The sequence below is a fragment of the Streptomyces sp. NBC_01334 genome (assembly GCF_035983595.1).
GTDB classification, from domain to species: Bacteria; Actinomycetota; Actinomycetes; order Streptomycetales; family Streptomycetaceae; genus Streptomyces; species Streptomyces coriariae.
The window spans coordinates 8,969,079-8,987,435 of the sequence record NZ_CP130718.1; the positions used below are offsets into that span (position 1 = coordinate 8,969,079).

At 71.4% G+C, this 18,357-nt stretch carries 8 protein-coding genes; 3 read left to right on the top strand and 5 right to left on the bottom strand.

Going from position 1 to position 18,357, the window contains the following annotated elements; translation table 11 throughout:
• Positions 1-31: 31 nt before the first annotated feature.
• Both OG736_RS39950 and OG736_RS39955 read right to left on the bottom strand, forming a co-directional pair.
• On the bottom strand, positions 32-5,218 hold the full coding sequence (locus OG736_RS39950) for a family 43 glycosylhydrolase (RefSeq protein WP_327186789.1): 5,187 nt from the start codon (positions 5,216-5,218) through the stop codon (positions 32-34).
• A 131-nt stretch (positions 5,219-5,349) separates the two neighbouring features.
• Positions 5,350-6,495, bottom strand: coding sequence for a helix-turn-helix domain-containing protein (locus tag OG736_RS39955; protein WP_327186790.1), 1,146 nt, complete (start codon positions 6,493-6,495; stop codon positions 5,350-5,352).
• Positions 6,496-6,726: 231 nt separating this feature from the next.
• On the opposite strand from OG736_RS39955, the gene OG736_RS39960 reads away from it, so the two are divergent.
• Positions 6,727-8,508 carry an FAD-binding dehydrogenase gene (locus tag OG736_RS39960; protein WP_327186791.1) on the top strand — a complete coding sequence of 594 codons (1,782 nt, stop codon included), beginning with the start codon at positions 6,727-6,729 and terminating at the stop codon, positions 8,506-8,508.
• Between the two features lie 150 nt (positions 8,509-8,658).
• The gene (locus tag OG736_RS39965) at positions 8,659-12,033 is read left to right on the top strand and encodes a pyruvate carboxylase (protein ID WP_327186792.1); all 3,375 of its coding nucleotides are present in this window, start codon (positions 8,659-8,661) and stop codon (positions 12,031-12,033) included.
• 19 nt (positions 12,034-12,052) lie between these two features.
• On the opposite strand, the gene OG736_RS39970 is transcribed toward OG736_RS39965, so the two are convergent.
• On the bottom strand, positions 12,053-13,024 hold the full coding sequence (locus tag OG736_RS39970; protein WP_327186793.1) for an STM4015 family protein: 972 nt from the start codon (positions 13,022-13,024) through the stop codon (positions 12,053-12,055).
• Between the two features lie 226 nt (positions 13,025-13,250).
• Here OG736_RS39970 and OG736_RS39975 point away from each other — a divergent pair, with 226 nt between their 5' ends.
• Positions 13,251-14,405 (top strand): M23 family metallopeptidase, encoded by a 1,155-nt coding sequence (locus OG736_RS39975; protein ID WP_327186794.1) that lies wholly within the window; start codon positions 13,251-13,253, stop codon positions 14,403-14,405.
• Between the two features lie 34 nt (positions 14,406-14,439).
• Here OG736_RS39975 and OG736_RS39980 read toward each other — a convergent pair whose 3' ends face one another.
• Entirely contained in the window at positions 14,440-16,473 is a 2,034-nt protein-coding gene (locus tag OG736_RS39980; RefSeq protein ID WP_327186795.1) for a trypsin-like serine peptidase, read from the bottom strand.
• 1 nt (position 16,474) lies between these two features.
• On the bottom strand, positions 16,475-18,328 hold the full coding sequence (locus tag OG736_RS39985) for a peroxidase family protein (protein WP_327186796.1): 1,854 nt from the start codon (positions 18,326-18,328) through the stop codon (positions 16,475-16,477).
• Positions 18,329-18,357: the final 29 nt, after the last annotated feature.

Sequence of the window (18,357 nt, forward strand, 5' to 3'; positions counted from 1 at the left end):
GCCCGGCCGGATCGAGGGCCAGGCGTCCGTGCTACCGGCGCCCGTAGCCGACCGTGATGACGCCGATGACCTTTGCCGGGGTGCCACTGCTGTAGACCACCTCCCCGCCGGACTTCTTCCAGATCTTGATGAGGAAGGTGTCGGGGCTGTCCGTCGTCGTGACGCGGAAGCCGTAGCCGCTCTTGCCGTTGACCGTGCCCGAGCCCTGGAGGACGGCCGTGGGGCCGGAGACGACGAGCCAGTCGAGGCCGGTGGAGCGGAACTTCAGGTGGGCCGGCCTGAAGTCGAAGGTGACCCCTCCGGCCGGGGCGCCGGCCCCCGGCAGGTAGCCGCCCGTGAGCGAGAAGAACGCCCGGCCGGTCAGCTTCGGCCCGACCTTGGAGTCGACGGTGCCCGCGCCCACCACCGGTCCGGCGGCCCGGTCGTACACGATCAGCTCGGGGAGCGTCGTGGCCGCCGAGGCGCCGTCGTCGTCGGTGACGGTGATCACCGGACGGCGGATGCCCGCCGAGGTGTAGGTGTGCTCGGCACGGCAGCCGGACGAGGTGACCGTGCCGGTGGTCGGCTTGCCGCCGTCCTTCCAGTCGACGACGCAGGTGTGGGTGTCACCGGCGCCCGGGTCGCCGAACCGGACGGTGACGGCCGTACCGCGGCCCGTCGGCACCGGGCCCGACGGGCCGGTGGCCGAGGTGATGGCGGGGACCGCGTTCGTCACCGTCACCACGGCCGAGTCGGTGCTGCGGCCGCCGGTCAGGGTGACGGTGTAGGTGCCGTTGTCGGTGCAGGTGAGCGTGGTGCGGGCGGCGGCGGGGTCCTCGACCGTGCAGGGCGCGCCCTTCTCGACGGTCCATCGTGCGCCGCCCGCCCCGGAGACCGTGCCGGTCAGGGCGATCGCGGCGCCCTCGACGCCCTGGGCGTCGGGTCCGGCGTGGACGACGGTGACCGGGTCGATGCTCGTGAGGGTGGGCACGACCTTCTCGATCAGGCCGTCCGCGTCGAACTCCAGCTTGTCGACGGTGGTTTCGCGGTGGGTGCCGTCACCGCCGGGGATGGCGAAGCGGTGGTAGGCGATGTACCAGTCGTCCGTTCCCGGCACCTGGACGACCGAGTGGTGGCCGGTGCCCTTGATGCCGAGGGAGAGGTCCTTCTCCAGGATCACGCCGCGCTTGGTCCACGGGCCGGTGGGCGAGGGGCCGGTGGCGTAGGCGACGCGGTAGTTCTCGTCCCGGGTGTCGTTCTCCGACCACATGAAGTAGTAGGTGCCCTTGCGCTTGACGACGAAGCTGCCCTCGTTGTAGCCGCTCGGGGTGATGTCGGTGATCTTCGAGGCGTCGAAGGAGACCATGTCGTCGCCGAGCGGCACGACATAGGCGTGGCCGTTGCCCCAGTAGAGGTACGACCGTCCGTCGTCGTCCGTGAAGACCGCCGGGTCGATCATCTGGCCGCTGTACTGGCCGGCCTTGAGCAGCGGCTTGCCCAGGGCGTCGGTGAACGGGCCGGTGGGCGAGTCGGAGACGGCGACACCGATGTTGGCGTCGGCGCAGAAGTAGAAGTAGTACTTCCCGTTCTTCTCGGCGATCGCCGGCGCCCAGGCCCTGCTGTCCGCCCAGCTCACGTCCGGCCCCAGGTCGAGGATGACCCCGTGGTCCGTCCAGTGCACCAGGTCGGTCGACGAGTACGCCTTGAACTGCGTACCGCTCCAGCCCTCGAAGCCGTCGGTCGTCGGGTACATGTAGAAGGTGTCACCGAAGCGCACGATGTTCGGGTCGGCGTTGAGACCCGGCAGCACCGGGCTCTTCATGACCAGCGCCGACACGGTCCAGCTGCGCTTCGTGCCGTCCGAGCCGGTCACCTCGTACGTCACCGGCTTGCTGAAGTCGTGCACGCTGCCCGAGGCGGGGCTGATCGCCGCGCCGTGGGCGAGGGTGAACTCCGGTGCCAGCGCGGTGAGGTCGGTGCCTTCCTTCAGCGGCAGCGTGACCTTGCCGGTCGCGTTGTCGAGGAGGGCGTCGACCTTCAGCGCGGGGTGCGTCGCCTTGGCGATGCCCGCGGTGTTGCCGCTGAGCTCCATGACCTCCGCGGCCGGCAGGGCCCGGTCGTAGACGCGGAAGTCGTCGACCTCGCCGCCGAAGTACGGGTCGGCCGAGTACAGCGACCTGCCGATGTAGCCGCTGTGGTCCTTGGCGGAGTCGTACAGCTCGGACGGTTTCACGGTGGTCGTCGTGCGGGCCGCCTCGACGCCGTCGACGTAGAGCACCATCGTGCCGGTGGCGCCGTCGAGGGTGACCGTGACGTGCCGCCACTCGCCGGGGGTGAGCTGCGAGCCGGCCGTCAGCTTCGACTCCGCCGACCAACTGGCCTTCGTGATGGCCGAGTACAGGCTGGAGCCGCCGTTGGAGGGGGTGGCGAAGAGGTACTTGTCGCTGTCGGGGCCGAGCCCGAACAGCCACTGGAAGGACGATCCGCCCTTCCACTTGGCGTACGTGGACACGGTGACGCTGTCGGCGCCCTTCAGCACGCCGTTCGGGATCTTGACGTACGGGGAGGTGGCGGAGTCGCCGGACATCTTGAACGAGCCGCCGTCCACGCCGGTCCCGAACTCGGGCGTGCGGACGTAGGTGCCGTGGTTGCCGTGGCCGCTGGAGTCGACGGCGATGTTGCCGGACGTCTCGTCGAAGCCGTAGTGCAGCAGCAGGTCGGCGGGCACGTCGGCGCCCTCCTCGGAGACCGTCACGCGGGCCCGGACGGGAAGCGCGGCGCCGTCGGGCAGGCTTCCGGTCACCGTGAACGTGCCGGCCTGTGCGTATGCCGAGGCCGGGACGTCGTCCCAGGCCACCGCCACCGGGCGCGCGACGCCGTCGGCGTAGGTGGCGATCACGGTCGCGGGCAGCACCGGGGCCTGGCCGATCCGTGTCTTCACCGACACGTCCTCGACGCTCTCGACCAGCTGGTCCGGCTGGTAGGCGCGCAGCAGCCGGTCGTACTCGGCCTGGGTGACCGGCAGGACCGTGCCGTGGCGGGGCTTGGCCGGCAGGTCGTAGCCGGTGGACGGGGTCCAGACGCCGGAGGCGAGGTCCGTGGTCTCGAACGGGAGGTAGCCGCGGCCGCCGAACTCGTCGAGGAAGGCGTACCACTTCTCCTCGGTGTTGGACTTGAACACCAGCGGTCCCTCGGCCGCGTTCATCGCGCCCTTGCCGATGCCCTCGGCGACCGCGTCCCAGGAGAGGTTCAGCAGCGAGTCGCTCTTCTCCTCGAAGATGAACTTGCTGTTGGGGGTGGAGGAGGAGTTGTTGCGCTCGTCCTTCGACAGCCGGAAGTACGTGCCGTCGTGCTGGATCACCGTGGAGTCGATGACCGAGTAGCCGCGGTCGATCCACACCTTGGGCTCGCTGAACGTGTAGAAGTCGCGGGTCGTGGCGTACATCATCCGGTTGTACGTGTCGCCGGAGTGCGCCGCGTTGTCGTACAGCTTCGACGCCCAGAAGACCACGTACTCGCCGAGGCCGGCGTCGTAGTACGCCTCGGGCGCCCAGGTGTTGCCGGCGCTGTCGGGGGAGACCTTCACCAGGCGCTGGTCCGTCCAGTGGACGAGGTCGGTGGACTCCCAGACCATGACGGACTTGCTGCCGGTGCGCTGGGCGGCGTCCCAGTCGCCGTTGCCGTAGATCCTGAGGTCGGTGGCGATCTGGTAGAACTTGTCGCCCTCGGGGGAGCGGATGATGAACGGGTCGCGCAGGCCCTGCTCGCCGAGGGTGGAGGTCAGGACCGGCTGCTCGTTGTTCAGCTCCCGCCACTTCAGCGGGTCGTTGCCCTTGCTGAGCGCGGCGTAGAGCTGCTCGCCGTCGGACGTGCCCTCGCCGGTGAAGTAGCTGAACATGTAGCCCTTGAGGGCTTCCTTCACGGGGAGTTCGGGGACCTTCGCGGTGAACACGCGGGTCGCCTTCGCCTCGCCCTTGGTGACGGTCGCGGTCAGGTCGACGGTGGTGGCGCCGGTGCCGTGCGCGGGCCGGTGGACCACGCCGTCGGCCGAGACGACGTCCGCTCGCGCGGAGGCCCAGCTGACGTCGGTGCCGTAGGAACCGGTCGCCGGGAGGCTGAGGTTGCCGCGTACGTCGTCGAGGTTGTGGACCGTGAGGGCGTCGGCGGCCTGCCGGGCGGCGGTCGCGTCGTCGAACGCGGCGAGGACCGTGACGTCGAACGACTTGGTCGCGGTGACCGTCCCCTTCCTGAGGGTGGCGGTGAGCGTGGCGTGGCCGTCCGGCTCGCCCGCGGCGGGACGGGTCACCTTGCCGGCGTCCGACACCAGGGTGGTGTCGTCGCTGGCCCAGCTGATGGTGGCGCCGCCTGCGGTGCCGGTCTTGGGCAGGTCCAGGTCGGTGATCACCGCATCGGTGTCCCCGAGGTCCAGGGCGGCCTTGTCGTCGGCGACGCCCTGCGTGGCCACGGGGAGGGCGAGCTGCTCCACGTCGGAGGCGGGCAGCGCGTGGTCGTACACCCGGAAGTCGCGGATGTCGCCCTTGAAGAGCTTGTCGCCCGAGTACACCGACTTGCCGAGGTAGTTGGCGGTGGTGACGCCGGAGCCGATGGCGCCGGGGGTGATGGTGACCGACGTGTTGCGGGCGACCTCGACGCCGTCCTCGTACAGCACACCGGTGGTGCCGGACTGCGTGTAGGTGAGGTGCTTCCACACCGAACGGGTCAGGTTGTGGGAGTCGGCGGGCTTGGTGGTCTGCTCCGTCGACCAGTTGCCGGTGGCGATAGAGGTGCGCAGGGAGTTGCCCGTGGTGAACAGGTAGCCGTTGCCGTTGCTGCCGCTGGAGTTGCCGAAGCCGTACAGGAAGTACGGCGTGGACTGGGCGGCGTCGATCCGCACGTCCATGGCGACGCTGATCGCGTCCAGGCCCTTCAACACGTCGTTCGGCACCTTGACGTAGGTGTCGGAGCCGTTGAAGGCGAGGCCCTGGCCGGTGGACGACCAGCTGGCGGTGCCGGCCACCGTGCCGTCGCGGCCGTGGCCGGAGGCGTCGGTGACCGTGGTGCCGGACGTGGCGTCGAGCTTGTACCAGAGGGCCAGACCGTCGGTGATGTCGGCGGCCTCGTCGGCCTGTACGGGGGTCGCCGCCCCGACGAGGCCGACGAGCAATGACACGGCGGTCAGTGCGGCCAGACGCCCCGCCCCCCGTCTCGCACGGTCGCCGGGTCGATGTCTGTGCGTCATGGGGGGACCGCCGTTTCAACCGTGTGACGTGATGTTGCGAGAGTGTCAAACGGTCTTCGTAGCCGCGTCAAGAGTTCTCGAACAATGTCCGACAGGTCGAACATGACGGGACCGCCCGCAAGGCCTTCTGTTCAGCGCCGTGTTGACGACTCCAGCCATGCGGTGAGGGCCCACCACCAGTGCAGGGCGACCAGCGGGCCGTCACCGTCCGCGAGGGACGTGGAGGTGATCTGCCTCAGTCGGCCGAGCCGGTAGCGGACGGTGTTGGGGTGGGTGAACAGCGCTGCCGCGGTCTGGTCGAGTCGGCGCCCGTTGTCCAGGAACGCCAGTGCGGTGAGGGCGAGTTGATGATGGAAGGCGTCCGCCGGATCGAGGGAACCGAGCAGTCGGCGGCTCAGCAGGGCGCCCAGGGAGGACTGCTCGGCCAGCGCGATCCGGGCGGCGAAGTCCGTGACGTCGTACAGCCCGTGCAGACCGTGTTGCCGGCCGAGATCCACGGCGCGCACGCACAGCCGGTACAGCGCGGGAAGCTCCGGCAGGGGGGCGGCGGGCGCGACCACGACGAGCGCCTCGGGATCGACCTCGTCGGCCTCCGGTGGCCGCGGACACAGTCCGGCCGCACGGCCGTCGAGCGGCACGGTCACCGCGTGCGGCGAGCGCACCGCCCGCGCGGGCACGGGAGCGGCGACCAGGCAGTGGTAGTGCCCGGCGGCGTCCGCCCGGACCCCGGCGCGCGCCAACTCCTCCTGGCGCGGCGGGACTTCGCCGACCAGAGCCTGGTGCAGCAGCCGGGTGCGGACGGCGCCCAGCGCGCGTGGCGACTCGTGCTCGGCGGCGCGGTAGCCGTGGATCACCTGCCGTTCCATCGCCGCGCCGTACTCCTGGAGCCGCAGGACGACCGACAGCAGTGCCCGGTCCGAGACCCCCGCCGAACGGCACCGGTCCACGACGATCTCCGCCGCGCGGCCCAGCGCCGCCTGCACGCCCCGAAGGACGACCGTCATCGGCACGCCCTGCACGGCACGGTCGGCGCCCAGCAGGAGGGCGGCCGTGAAGTCCTGGTCGTCGACCGACCCGGTCCGCTCCGGGGCGGTGAACCAGGGGTCGGCCGCGCGCAGCATCGCCGTCACATGCGACCGGGTCGCCTCCTCGGTCAGTCGGGACAGCTCGGGCGAGCGGCTGCGGGCGGCGTGCACGAGCTCGACGCACACATCGACGTCGGCGGCCATGTCCCGCAGGACCCGGGCGACCGGCTCCGGTCCGTGGACGACGGTCATGCGTCCCCCCTCCGCCCGGACGCTGTCGCCGAGCCACAAGCGAGCGGTGCTCACGTTGACGCCCGCGCACTACCGGAGCCGTGTGACGACCTGGTTTCCTGTTGGGCTACCGACGGTAACAGTGCAGCTGTCGCAGGAACACCCCTCAGTCACGCCACCCATGGACCGACCAGGGCCTACCCGAGCACGGTCCAGGCACCGCCCCCGCGAAAGCCTCCAGGAGGGCCGCTCATGGACACCCCCGAAGCCGACGGAATCACCCGCCGCCACGCCCTGACCGTGGCGGGCGGAGTCCTCGCGGGCGCGACCCTCGCCGCGCAGGCCTTCCCGGCCTACGGCGCCACGCAGGACGCCGACGCGATCGTCGTCGGCCACGGGCTGGCCGGACTCGTCGCCACCGCCGAACTCGCCGCGGCCGGACGCAAGGTGCTCCTCCTCGACCAGGAACCCGAGGCGAGCATCGGCGGCCAGGCGTTCTGGTCCTTCGGCGGACTGTTCTTCGTCAACTCCGACGAACAGCGCCTGATGGGCGTCAAGGACACCTACGACCTGGCCTGGCAGGACTGGCAGGGCACGGCAGGCTTCGACCGGGGCGTCGACGACCCCAAGGGCCAGGACCACTGGGCGTACCAGTGGGCCAAGGCGTACGTCGAGTTCGCGTCCGGCGAGAAGCGGTCCTGGCTCTCCGGACTCGGCGTCCAGTGGTTCCCGATCGTCGGCTGGGCGGAGCGCGGCGGCGGCCTCGCCACCGGACACGGCAACTCCGTGCCCCGCTTCCACGTCACCTGGGGCACCGGACCGGCGGTCGTCGAGCCGTTCGAGAAGAAGGTGCGGGCCGCGGTCGCCGACAACAAGGTGACCTTCAGGTTCCGGCACCGCGTGGACGAGATCGTCACCACCGGGGGAGTCGTCACGGGCGTCCGCGGGGCCGTCCTGGAGCCCAGCAGCGTGGCCCGCGGCAAGCCCAGCTCCCGCACCGTCGTCGGTGACTTCGAGCTGCGCGCGCCGGTCGTGGTCGTCACCTCCGGCGGCATCGGCGCCAACCACGACCTGGTCCGGCAGAACTGGCCCGCCCGGATGGGCACCCCGCCGAAGTTCATGGTCACGGGCGTTCCCGCGCACGTCGACGGCCGCATGCTGGGCATCACCGAGAAGGCGGGCGGGCGCATCGTCAACCCCGACCGCATGTGGCACTACACCGAGGGCCTGCGCAACTACGACCCGATCTGGCCCGGCCACGGCATCCGCATCCTCCCCGGCCCGTCCTCGATGTGGTTCGACGCCACGGGCAAGCGGTTCAACACGCCCGACATCCCGGGCTACGACACCCTGCACACCCTCAAGACCATCACCGACTCGGGCTACGACTACTCCTGGTTCGTCACCACCCAGAAGATCATCGCCAAGGAGTTCGCGCTCTCCGGCTCCGAACAGAACCCCGACCTCACCAACAAGAACGTCTGGCAGCTGCTGTCCCGGATCTGGCAGACCCCGGAGCCGATCGAGAAGTTCAAGAACAAGGGCGAGGACTTCGTCGTCGCCTCGACGCTCACCGACCTCGTCGCCGGCATGAACAAGCTGACCGGCACCTCACTCATCGACCTCGCCGACCTCAAGCGTCAGATCGAGGCCCGGGACCGGGAGATCGACAACGCCTACACCAAGGACGTCCAGGTCATGGGCATCCGCAACGCCCTGAACTACACCGGGGACTCACTCAGCCGCACGGCCGCCATCCACCGGATCCTCGACTCGAGCGCGGGCCCGCTGATCGCCGTACGCCTCAACGTCCTCACCCGCAAGACCCTCGGCGGTCTCCAGACCGACCTCTCCGGCCGGGTCCTGAACGCAGCCGGGAACCCCGTGCCCGGTCTGTACGCGGCCGGAGAGGTCGCCGGCTTCGGCGGCGGCGGGATCCACGGCTACCGCTCACTCGAGGGCACGTTCCTCGGCGGCTGTCTGTTCTCCGGGCGCCAGGCGGGGCGGGCCGCCGCGGCGGCCACGGCGACCTGACCGGGCGTCGAACGCAGTCGAACGCCGTCAAATGTAGTCGGGCACGGTCCGATCGAGCGAGACATGCGCCGAGTGGCCCGACTCACATGGCCAACCAGGTCAGGCACCGACACGATGGTCCTCGTCACCGCCAGGCTGAAGGGGTCCCGGATGTTCCGCAAGGTGCTGGTCGCCAACCGTGGTGAGATCGCGATCCGTGCGTTCCGCGCCGGCTATGAGCTGGGCGCGCGCACGGTCGCGGTCTTCCCGCACGAGGACCGCAACTCACTCCACCGGCAGAAGGCCGACGAGGCCTACGAGATCGGTGAACAAGGGCACCCGGTGCGCGCCTATCTCTCCGTCGAGGAGATCGTCGGCGCCGCGCGCCGGGCGGGCGCCGACGCCGTCTACCCGGGCTACGGGTTCCTCTCCGAGAACCCCGAACTCGCGCGTGCCTGCGAGGAGGCGGGCATCACGTTCGTCGGCCCCGACGCGCGCACCCTCGAACTGACCGGGAACAAGGCGAGCGCCGTCGCGGCGGCCCGCGCGGCGGGCGTGCCCGTGCTCGGCTCGTCCGCGCCCTCCAACGACATCGACGAACTGGTCCGGGCCGCCGAGGAGATCGGCTTCCCCCTGTTCGTCAAGGCCGTCGCCGGAGGCGGCGGACGGGGCATGCGCCGCGTCGAGGACCCGGCCGTGCTGCGCGAGTCCATCGAGGCGGCCTCCCGCGAGGCCGCGTCCGCCTTCGGCGACCCGACCGTCTTCCTGGAGAAGGCCGTCGTCGACCCGCGCCACATCGAGGTGCAGATCCTCGCCGACGGCGAGGGCAACGTCATCCACCTCTTCGAGCGCGACTGCTCGGTCCAGCGCCGTCACCAGAAGGTGATCGAGCTGGCCCCCGCGCCCAACCTCGCCCCGGAGCTGCGCGACCGCATCTGCGCCGACGCGGTGCGCTTCGCCCGCCAGATCGGCTACCGCAACGCCGGTACCGTCGAGTTCCTGCTCGACCCCGCGGGCAACCACGTCTTCATCGAGATGAACCCGCGCATCCAGGTCGAGCACACGGTGACCGAGGAGGTCACCGACGTCGACCTCGTCCAGGCCCAGCTGCGCATCGCCGCCGGTGAGACCCTGGCCGACCTCGGCCTGTCCCAGGAGACCGTCACCCTGCACGGCGCCGCCCTCCAGTGCCGGATCACCACCGAGGACCCCGCCAACGGCTTCCGCCCCGACACCGGCCGCATCAGCGCCTACCGCTCGCCCGGCGGATCCGGCATCCGCCTCGACGGCGGCACCACCCACGCGGGTACGGAGATCAGCGCGCACTTCGACTCGATGCTGGTCAAACTGACCTGCCGGGGCCGGGACTTCCAGACCGCGATCGGACGGGCCAGGCGTGCCGTGGCCGAGTTCCGGATCCGGGGTGTGTCCACCAACATCCCGTTCCTCCAGGCCGTCCTGGACGACCCGGACTTCCAGGGCGGACGCGTCACGACGTCGTTCATCGAACAGCGCCCGCACCTGCTCACCGCACGCTCCTCGGCCGACCGCGGCACCAAGCTGCTGACCTACCTCGCCGACGTCACGGTGAACAAGCCGCACGGCGAGCGGCCCGAGCTGATCGACCCGGTCACCAAGCTGCCGCCGGTGCCCGACACCGAGCCGCCCGCGGGCTCCCGCCAGCGCCTGGTCCGGCTCGGCCCCGAGGGCTTCGCCCGCCAACTGCGCGAATCGCCGACCATCGGCGTCACCGACACCACCTTCCGCGACGCCCACCAGTCCCTGCTGGCCACCCGCGTCCGCACCAAGGACCTGCTCGCCTCGGCCCCGCTGGTCGCCCGGACCCTGCCCCAGCTGCTGTCGCTGGAGTGCTGGGGCGGCGCCACCTACGACGTCGCCCTGCGCTTCCTCGCCGAGGACCCGTGGGAGCGGCTGGCGGCCCTGCGCGAGGCCGTCCCCAACATCTGCCTCCAGATGCTGCTGCGCGGCCGCAACACCGTCGGCTACACGCCCTACCCGACCGAGGTGACCGACGCCTTCGTGCAGGAGGCCGCGGCCACCGGCATCGACATCTTCCGCATCTTCGACGCGCTCAACGACGTCGGCCAGATGCGGCCCGCCATCGACGCCGTACGGGAGACGGGCACGGCTGTCGCCGAGGTCGCCCTCTGCTACACCTCCGACCTGTCCGACCCGAACGAGCGGCTCTACACCCTCGACTACTACCTCCGCCTGGCCGAGCAGATCGTCGAGGCGGGCGCCCACGTGCTGGCCGTCAAGGACATGGCGGGCCTGCTGCGCGCCCCGGCCGCCGCGAAGCTCGTGTCGGCGCTGCGCCGTGAGTTCGACCTGCCGGTGCACCTGCACACCCACGACACCGCCGGCGGCCAGCTCGCCACCTACCTGGCCGCGATCCAGGCCGGCGCGGACGCCGTCGACGGCGCCGTGGCCTCCATGGCGGGCACGACCTCGCAGCCCTCGCTGTCCGCGATCGTCGCCGCGACCGACCACTCCGAGCGGCCCACCGGCCTCGATCTCCAGGCCGTCGGCGACCTGGAGCCGTACTGGGAGGGCGTCCGCAAGATCTACGCCCCGTTCGAGGCCGGCCTTGCCTCCCCGACCGGACGCGTCTACCACCACGAGATCCCCGGCGGGCAGCTCTCCAACCTGCGCACCCAGGCTGTGGCGCTCGGCCTCGGCGACCGCTTCGAGGACATCGAGGCGATGTACGCCGCCGCCGACCGCATCCTCGGCCACCTGGTGAAGGTCACCCCGTCCTCCAAGGTGGTCGGCGACCTCGCCCTGCACCTGGTCGGTGCCGGAGTGTCCCCGGAGGACTTCGAGGCGTCGCCCGACCGCTACGACATCCCCGACTCCGTCATCGGCTTCCTGCGCGGCGAACTCGGCACCCCGCCCGGCGGCTGGCCCGAGCCGTTCCGCAGCAAGGCGCTGCGGGGCCGCACCGAGGCCAAGCCCGTCCAGGAACTGACCACCGAGGACCGCGAGGGCCTGGAGAAGACCCGCCGCACCACCCTCAACCGGCTGCTCTTCCCCGGCCCGACCCGCGACTTCGAGAGCCACCGCCAGGCCTACGGCGACACCAGCGTGCTCGACAGCAAGGACTTCTTCTACGGTCTGCGTCCGAGCAAGGAGTACGCCGTCGACCTCGAGCCGGGCGTCCGGCTGCTGATCGAGCTCCAGGCCGTCGGTGAGGCCGACGAGCGCGGCCTGCGCACGGTCATGTCCTCCCTGAACGGCCAACTGCGGCCCATCCAGGTGCGGGACAAGGCCGCGGCCTCCGACGTGCCGGTGACCGAGAAGGCCGACCGCGCAAACCCCGGGCATGTCGCCGCGCCGTTCGCGGGCGTGGTCACCCTCGCGGTCGCCGAGGGCGACGAGGTGGAGGCCGGCGCGACCGTCGCCACCATCGAGGCGATGAAGATGGAGGCCACGATCACGGCGCCGAAGGCCGGCACGGTGTCGCGGCTGGCCATCAACCGGATCCAGCAGGTGGAAGGCGGCGACCTGCTGGTCGAGGTGGGATGAGGTCGCGGGCCGCGGACGGTCACTCGCCCGCGGCCACGTACCGGTCGTCCGGGTCGTCCGCGTCCTCCCGGCCCGACAGGTCCACCTTCACGCCGTAGGGCTCCAGAGCCTGCCGTATCCGCTCGGCCATCGCGGCGGACAGGTAGTGGTGGTGCAGGTCCAGCTCCTGGAGATGCACCAGCGGCTGACCGCTCAGCAGAGCCGCGGCGCCCGTGTCGGACAGGGTGCCGCGGCCCAGGTGCAGGGCCGTCAGCCGGGCCACCACGGGCGCCCCGGCGACGGCGGCGGCCACCTCGTCCTGGTTGTCGCCGTTCTGGAGACCCAGCCGACGCAGGGCGGGCAGCCGGGAGCCGTCCAGGATCGGCTCCAGGTCGGCCACGGTGGTGCTACGGCCGTACGACTCCGCGCCCAGCCACAGGTCCAGGTGCTCCAGCGCGGGCAGGTCCGAGGCGGCGATCCCGTGCACCACCTCGGCCGGCAGCCCGCCGTTCTCGAAACGCAGGACGCGCAGACTCTCGTGGCGCAACGGCGTGAACTCCAGGCCCCGGCCGCCGCCGAAGCCACCGCCCGAACCGCGGACGGCGAGCTCCTCCAGCCCCGGGTAGGCGGCGAGGAACGGGCTGACGTCGCCCTGGACGATCCAGGAGAGCTCGCACTCCTCGAATTCGAGGTCCGCGAGATAGAGGGCCCGAAGGCCGGTCAGCCGGTCCGCCGCCCCGGCGAGGCGCTCCACCACCTCGTCGCAGCAGTCGCCGGCGTCCAGCTCGCTGCCGTAGGCACCCGCCCCGAGGACCAGGGCGCGCACCCGCGACGGGTCCACGGTCTCCAGGAACCGGTTCCAGCAGTCGTCGAAGTCCTCCGGGTCGTTCTCCTGCCGGACGAGCTTCCAGGCCACGGACTCCGCTTCGGGGAGGTCCCGGGAGGTCTCCCCGGGCAGCGGGAAGACGTACACCGGCAGGCCGTGCAGTTCCGAGATGTGCGCCAGCGTCATGGGCGGGTACCTCCGTGAGCGGACGGTGGCCGGAACTGCGCGCCCCGGCCCGTGCGGCGTACTTTCTACCAACTCCCACCGACAGCCCTCCGGGGTGCGCTGCCCACAGGGGCAGCGGGTCTGCCCTCGCGTCCGGTGACCCGCGCCGGGTCGTCCGCTAACGTCCGTCCGTGAACAACTGCACTGGGCCGCAGCGGCCGTTGACCCGTCGTCCGGAGTCCGCCGCGTGAGCGACGAACCCGCCGTCGAGACCCCTGCGTACGAGACCGTCGCAGCCCCGGAGGCCCCCGCCGAGGAGACCCCCGCCCCGGTGACGCCGGCCCCGGAAACAACCGCCCCACGACCCCGTCGGCGCGGCCCGGGCCCCTTCACCCTCCTGGTCCTGCCGGGCCTGGTCACCCTCACCACGGTCGCCGGGTTCCTCGCCCTGACCGGTGGGTTTCCCGACGACTGGAGCCCCGGGGACAGCACCGCGCAGGACGCCGCCCCCGGCGGTGTCGACGCGAGCTACGGGCCCTGGCTGCGCAAGTCCGCCGACGCCTGCACGGTCGTCACCCCGTCCGCCCTCGCCGCGCAGATCGACCAGCTCACCGGCTGGAGCAACGCCGGCGCGACCGCCTCCGGCCCGCAGGGCATCGCCGCCTTCACCGCCGCCGACTGGAAGACCTGGGGCAAGGACGACGACGGCAACGGCCGCTCCTCCCCGAGCGATCCGGCCGACGCCATCATGGCGCTCGGCCGCCAGGACTGCTCCCTGGCCCGGCAGGTCACCGGCCTCAGAACCGACGGGACCGTCAACGGGGACCTCGTCGACCTCACCCTCGCCGCCTACGCGGTCGGCACGGACGCCGTGACGAAGGCGGGCGGCGTCCCCGCCTCGGCGCAGACCTACCTCGGCGAGGTCAAGGCCCTGTTCGCGAAGTACGAGGCCTTCGACCGGGAGGACGCGAGCGGCGGTGGCGTCCTGGCCGACGCGATCCTGGCACCGCCCGTCACCACCCTCACCATCACCTCGCCCTACGGCTCCCGCCAGCACCCCCTCACCGGCGTCACCAAACTCCACACCGGCGTGGACTTCGGCGCACCCCAGGGCGCCCAGGTCTCCGCCGCCCGCGCGGGCACGGTCGTCTTCGCGGCCATGACCACGGCCTACGGCAACCGGGTCGTCGTCGACCACGGCACGATCGAGGGCAAACGGCTGCAGACCACGTACAGCCACCTTTCCGCCATCGACGTCACCGTGGGACAGACCGTGCAGTCCGGGACCCCGCTGGGGCGGGTCGGCTCCACCGGCCTGTCCACAGGGCCCCATCTGCACTTCGAGGTGATCTACGACGGCTACTACGCCGACCCGGTGCCGTGGCTGGCGCCGAACGGCTGACGGCTCCTCACGGAGGGCAGGTGCGACGGCCGGCTCAGAGCGCGAGGCGGCTGCCGACCGACCGGGCGACCTCGGTGTGGGCGAGGTACTCCACGATGCTGTGGGCCCGGTCGCGGGCGTTGATGACGGCGAGGTCGGTCAGGCCGTCCGCCCAGTCGTCGGCCAGCGGGCATCCGATGGCGACCGCGTCGTTGGGGCACCACACGTTGCCCCAGTCCGCGACCATGTCGGGACGCTTGGGCCCGCCCAGGAGGAGCCTGCTGTACACACTGTCCAGGCCGAGAGGGCTGCCGGCGGTGGTCAGATGGACGACGCTCACCCCGGGGGACAGCCGTGTGGTGAGGTCCAGGCCGACGACCGTGCCCAGGCTGTGACTGACGAGGACCACCTCGCCCGAGTCCGGCACCGCCTCGAGGACACAGTTCAGGACCTCCTCACGGACGGGCCGGGTGTCGTCGAGGTACGCGGCCACGTCACGGAAGATCAGGGCGATGGCCCATTCGTCGAGGTCGCTCCTGGCGGCCAGCCAGCTCAGCCTCTTCTGGAGGACACCGACGATGTCGCCCAGACCGAAGCCCTCGGTGGCCAGTTGCCGCTCCTGCGGCATGTCCCACTTCAGGGCCGCCTCGCCGATGATCTCCTCGTACACCGCCCGGGCGGACGGAGCGGAGGGCGCGACCGCCTCCGCCGCCATGGCGGTCGGCGCCTCGACCACGTGGGGGACGGCTTCGTACGCGGTGAGGGCCTGCGCCAGCCTGTCGCCGTAGTAGGGGAACCAGACGTCCGCCGGGTCGACGGGAGGAAGCCCGGCCCGCACGAGACCCTGGTTGAGCCCGGCCGCCCATTCGCGGCGCAGTTTCTCGGGGTCCTTGCCCTCCTGGGAACGACCGTGCAGGAAGACCAGGTGCCGGTCGCCGCCGAACGCGCCGTCCCGGGCGCGCAGGCCCGCCCGCGCGGCGGCCCGCTCGGGAGCCGGTGGCGGCGCGGCGACGACAGCGGGTGCCGGGGCGGGACCGGCGGCGGCCCGCGCCTGGGCCAGGCCAGCCTCGGCGCCCAGGTCGTCCAGCGGTGACGGCGGCGGGGAGGTGCGCGGCAGCGCGGCGAGGTGCTTCAGGATCGAGCTGATGCGCACGCCCTCGTTGGCCACCCAGTCGATGGCGTCCTCGCCGTCCCCGGGGCGCCAGACCTGCCCGTCCTGGCGCAGGACGCGGCCCTTGTCGTCCGTCCTGGGCACCCCGCTGTGATGGAGCGCGACGACCTCCCACTGGTCGTTGAAGACCGGGGATCCGGAGTTCCCGGGCTCGGTGTCCGTCCTGTAGTGGAGGAAGTCGTCGAGGCGCGTCTGGAGCATGTTGTCGCGTACGGCGATCTCCTTCAGCCGGCCCATCGGGTGGCCGATGACGTTGACGGGCTCGCCGATCACCAGCTTCCCGGTCTGGACGCTGAGCCGGTTCCAGCCGAACGTCTCCCCGGGGGGCCGCCCGTCCGGGCCGGAGGCGACGAACACCAGCGCGAAGTCGAGGCGTTCGTCCGCCGCGAAGAAGGAGTCGGGGTCGAGCCCCAGCCGTGTCGGCGCCTGAGGTGTGTTGTCGACGGTGACCTGGGCGTCGAACTCCACGAAGCACTGCCGGGAGGCGTCCGCGTCGGTGAGGACATGATGGTTGGTCATCAGCAGGCTCGGCGAGACGAGGAAGCCGGTGCCGAGCGGCAGTTCACGGCCGTTCTCCCGGACCGAGATCCGGGCGACGGTACGTGCGGCCCGGCTGCCGCGCGGCAGGAAACTCCAGGCCTGGAGCTCCTTGGACACCCCGAGGATGCGTTCGTACGCCGCGGTCGCGGCCAGCGGCTCCGCGCGGACGGCCTCCACCACCATGGAGGGAGGCACCGCGTGCCGTTCGAGCAGACGGGCCGCGCGGGCCGCGAGTGCCTCCTCGGAGTCGGGGAAGGCGACCCCGGCGTCCTGCCGCCGCTCGACCGCGCGCCGCTCGTCGCCGGCTTCGCCGTACCGTGCGGCGGCCGCCGCTACCTGGCGCTCCCGCTCGCCACGGGACCTGTCCGTCGCAGCCACGTCAGTTCACCGTCCTTCCGGCGATGTGCCACGGCACGAACGCGTTCGTCAGGCCCGCGAGCGCCGGACGCAGCTCCGCGTGGTGGCGCAGCAGCACCGTGATCATGCTGTTGTCGTCGATCCAGGCCATACCGGCCTTGGAGTACACCTCGGGCGTGTAGTACTCGGTGAAGAAGCGATCGCTGTTCAGTCGGCGCGAGGCCATCAGGACGAAGATGCGGAACGCCGTGTCGCTGAAGGCGAATCCGGTCGGCAGCCGTTCCGCGTACAGCCCCACCATGAGATCGACCTTCTCGACATCCCCGTCGTAGAGCCGCTCGATCTGCTCCGCCCACTGCGGATTGTCCGTCAGCTCCGCGAAGGTCTTCGCCGGCCTCAGCCGCAGCAGACGGCGGAACTCGTTGTAGCGAGGGACGCCCAGCTCACGGGAGCGCAGGATGTCGGTGGCGGCGAGGTCCTGAAGACGGCCGTCGGGACGCTCGAACTCCTGGAGGAACCGGGGGAAGTTGTGCAGGGTGACCAGTCCGGGATGCAGGGTGCCGAAGCTGTAGAGCAGATCGGCCGTCCCGGTGGTCTCCAGGACCTTCAGCGCACCGGGGCCCGAGATGTCACGGAGGGTGCAGTGCCGCAGGGTGGCGTCGTCGGCGGCGGAGCGCAGGTGCCATTCGTCACGGATCAGCGGGTGCATCCGGTAGACGGCGACGAATTCCTCGGTGAGGGCGTACGGGACGCCGTAGTGGTCCGTCTTGCCCCCGGGGATACCGCTGACGACCTCGCTGCCGCTGATCCGGCCGAAGAGGTTGTGGACGCGCTCGCCCGCGAGACCCCACCAGTTGGCGCGCAGCGCCGTGACGGTGGTGGGGTGGCTGATCACAGCCGGGGTCCACTCCACGGTGTGGATCTTGGCGAGCAGTGCGGCGTTGATCAGGCGGGCGCGCTGGAACAACTCCTCGTCGCCCCAGGACGGGTACGCGCCGTGCAGGTGGTCGCAGATCGCGTTGTGCTCCCGGGCGAACAGGCGCTGCATCATCGCCAGACCCAGCCAGAAGCCGGGCACCCGCGAGGGATCGTGGGAGGCGTCCGAGGGGAACGGGGACTGCTCGTCGTCCCACAGGTGCACCTTGCCCAGCTCGCCGGTGCGCATCAGGCGCTGCTCGGACTCGTTCGATCCGTAGAGCTGCGAGGCGTCCCACCAGTGGGAGGAGACGTTGACGCGGGTGTCGGGCGTCCCGGCCGGTGCCGCGGGGTCGCGCGTCGGGTCGTCCGGTGTCCGCATGATCCGCATGGGCTGTTCCGGCCACGGGTCGTCGTCCGTGAGGGGGAGTTCCCAGGGCCGCTCCGTGGGGCTCGTACCGTGGCTGAACCAGTCGCGGACCATGAACTGGAGCCAGGCGGCGACCAGGGAGTTGACCGACTCCGCCGGGGTCAATCCGTCCCGGGTGAGCAGCGCGCGGCTGACTTCGCGGGGGCTCGGCCGCGACAGGACGTCCTCGGGCGCGGCCGGGGCGATCCGGTCCAGCGGGATGTTCCGGCCGAAGCGCGTGCCCGCCATGCCCATCCGAGGCTCGCCGAGGTCGTTGTGGCTGCCGTCGGCGGTCCGGTTGACCTTGTGGCTCTCGGACGGCGGCGCCGAACCGGCGGGGTCGACCGAGGGCAGACGACCGGTGTCGTGGAGGTTCTTCTGCCGGAGCCTGACGCGCAGCCCGAGGAGTGTCAGCAGCCCCGGCAGGACGGGCAGCCTGTCCCAGCCGACGCGCCGGTCGATGTACTGGGCGCCCGCGGTGACGATCCGCCAGGGCAAGGACGTACGGTATCCGGCCGCGGGACGCCGTGCGGCGCGTGGTCGCTCGCTCATCACGTTGCTCCTGTCCTGCACGAAAACGG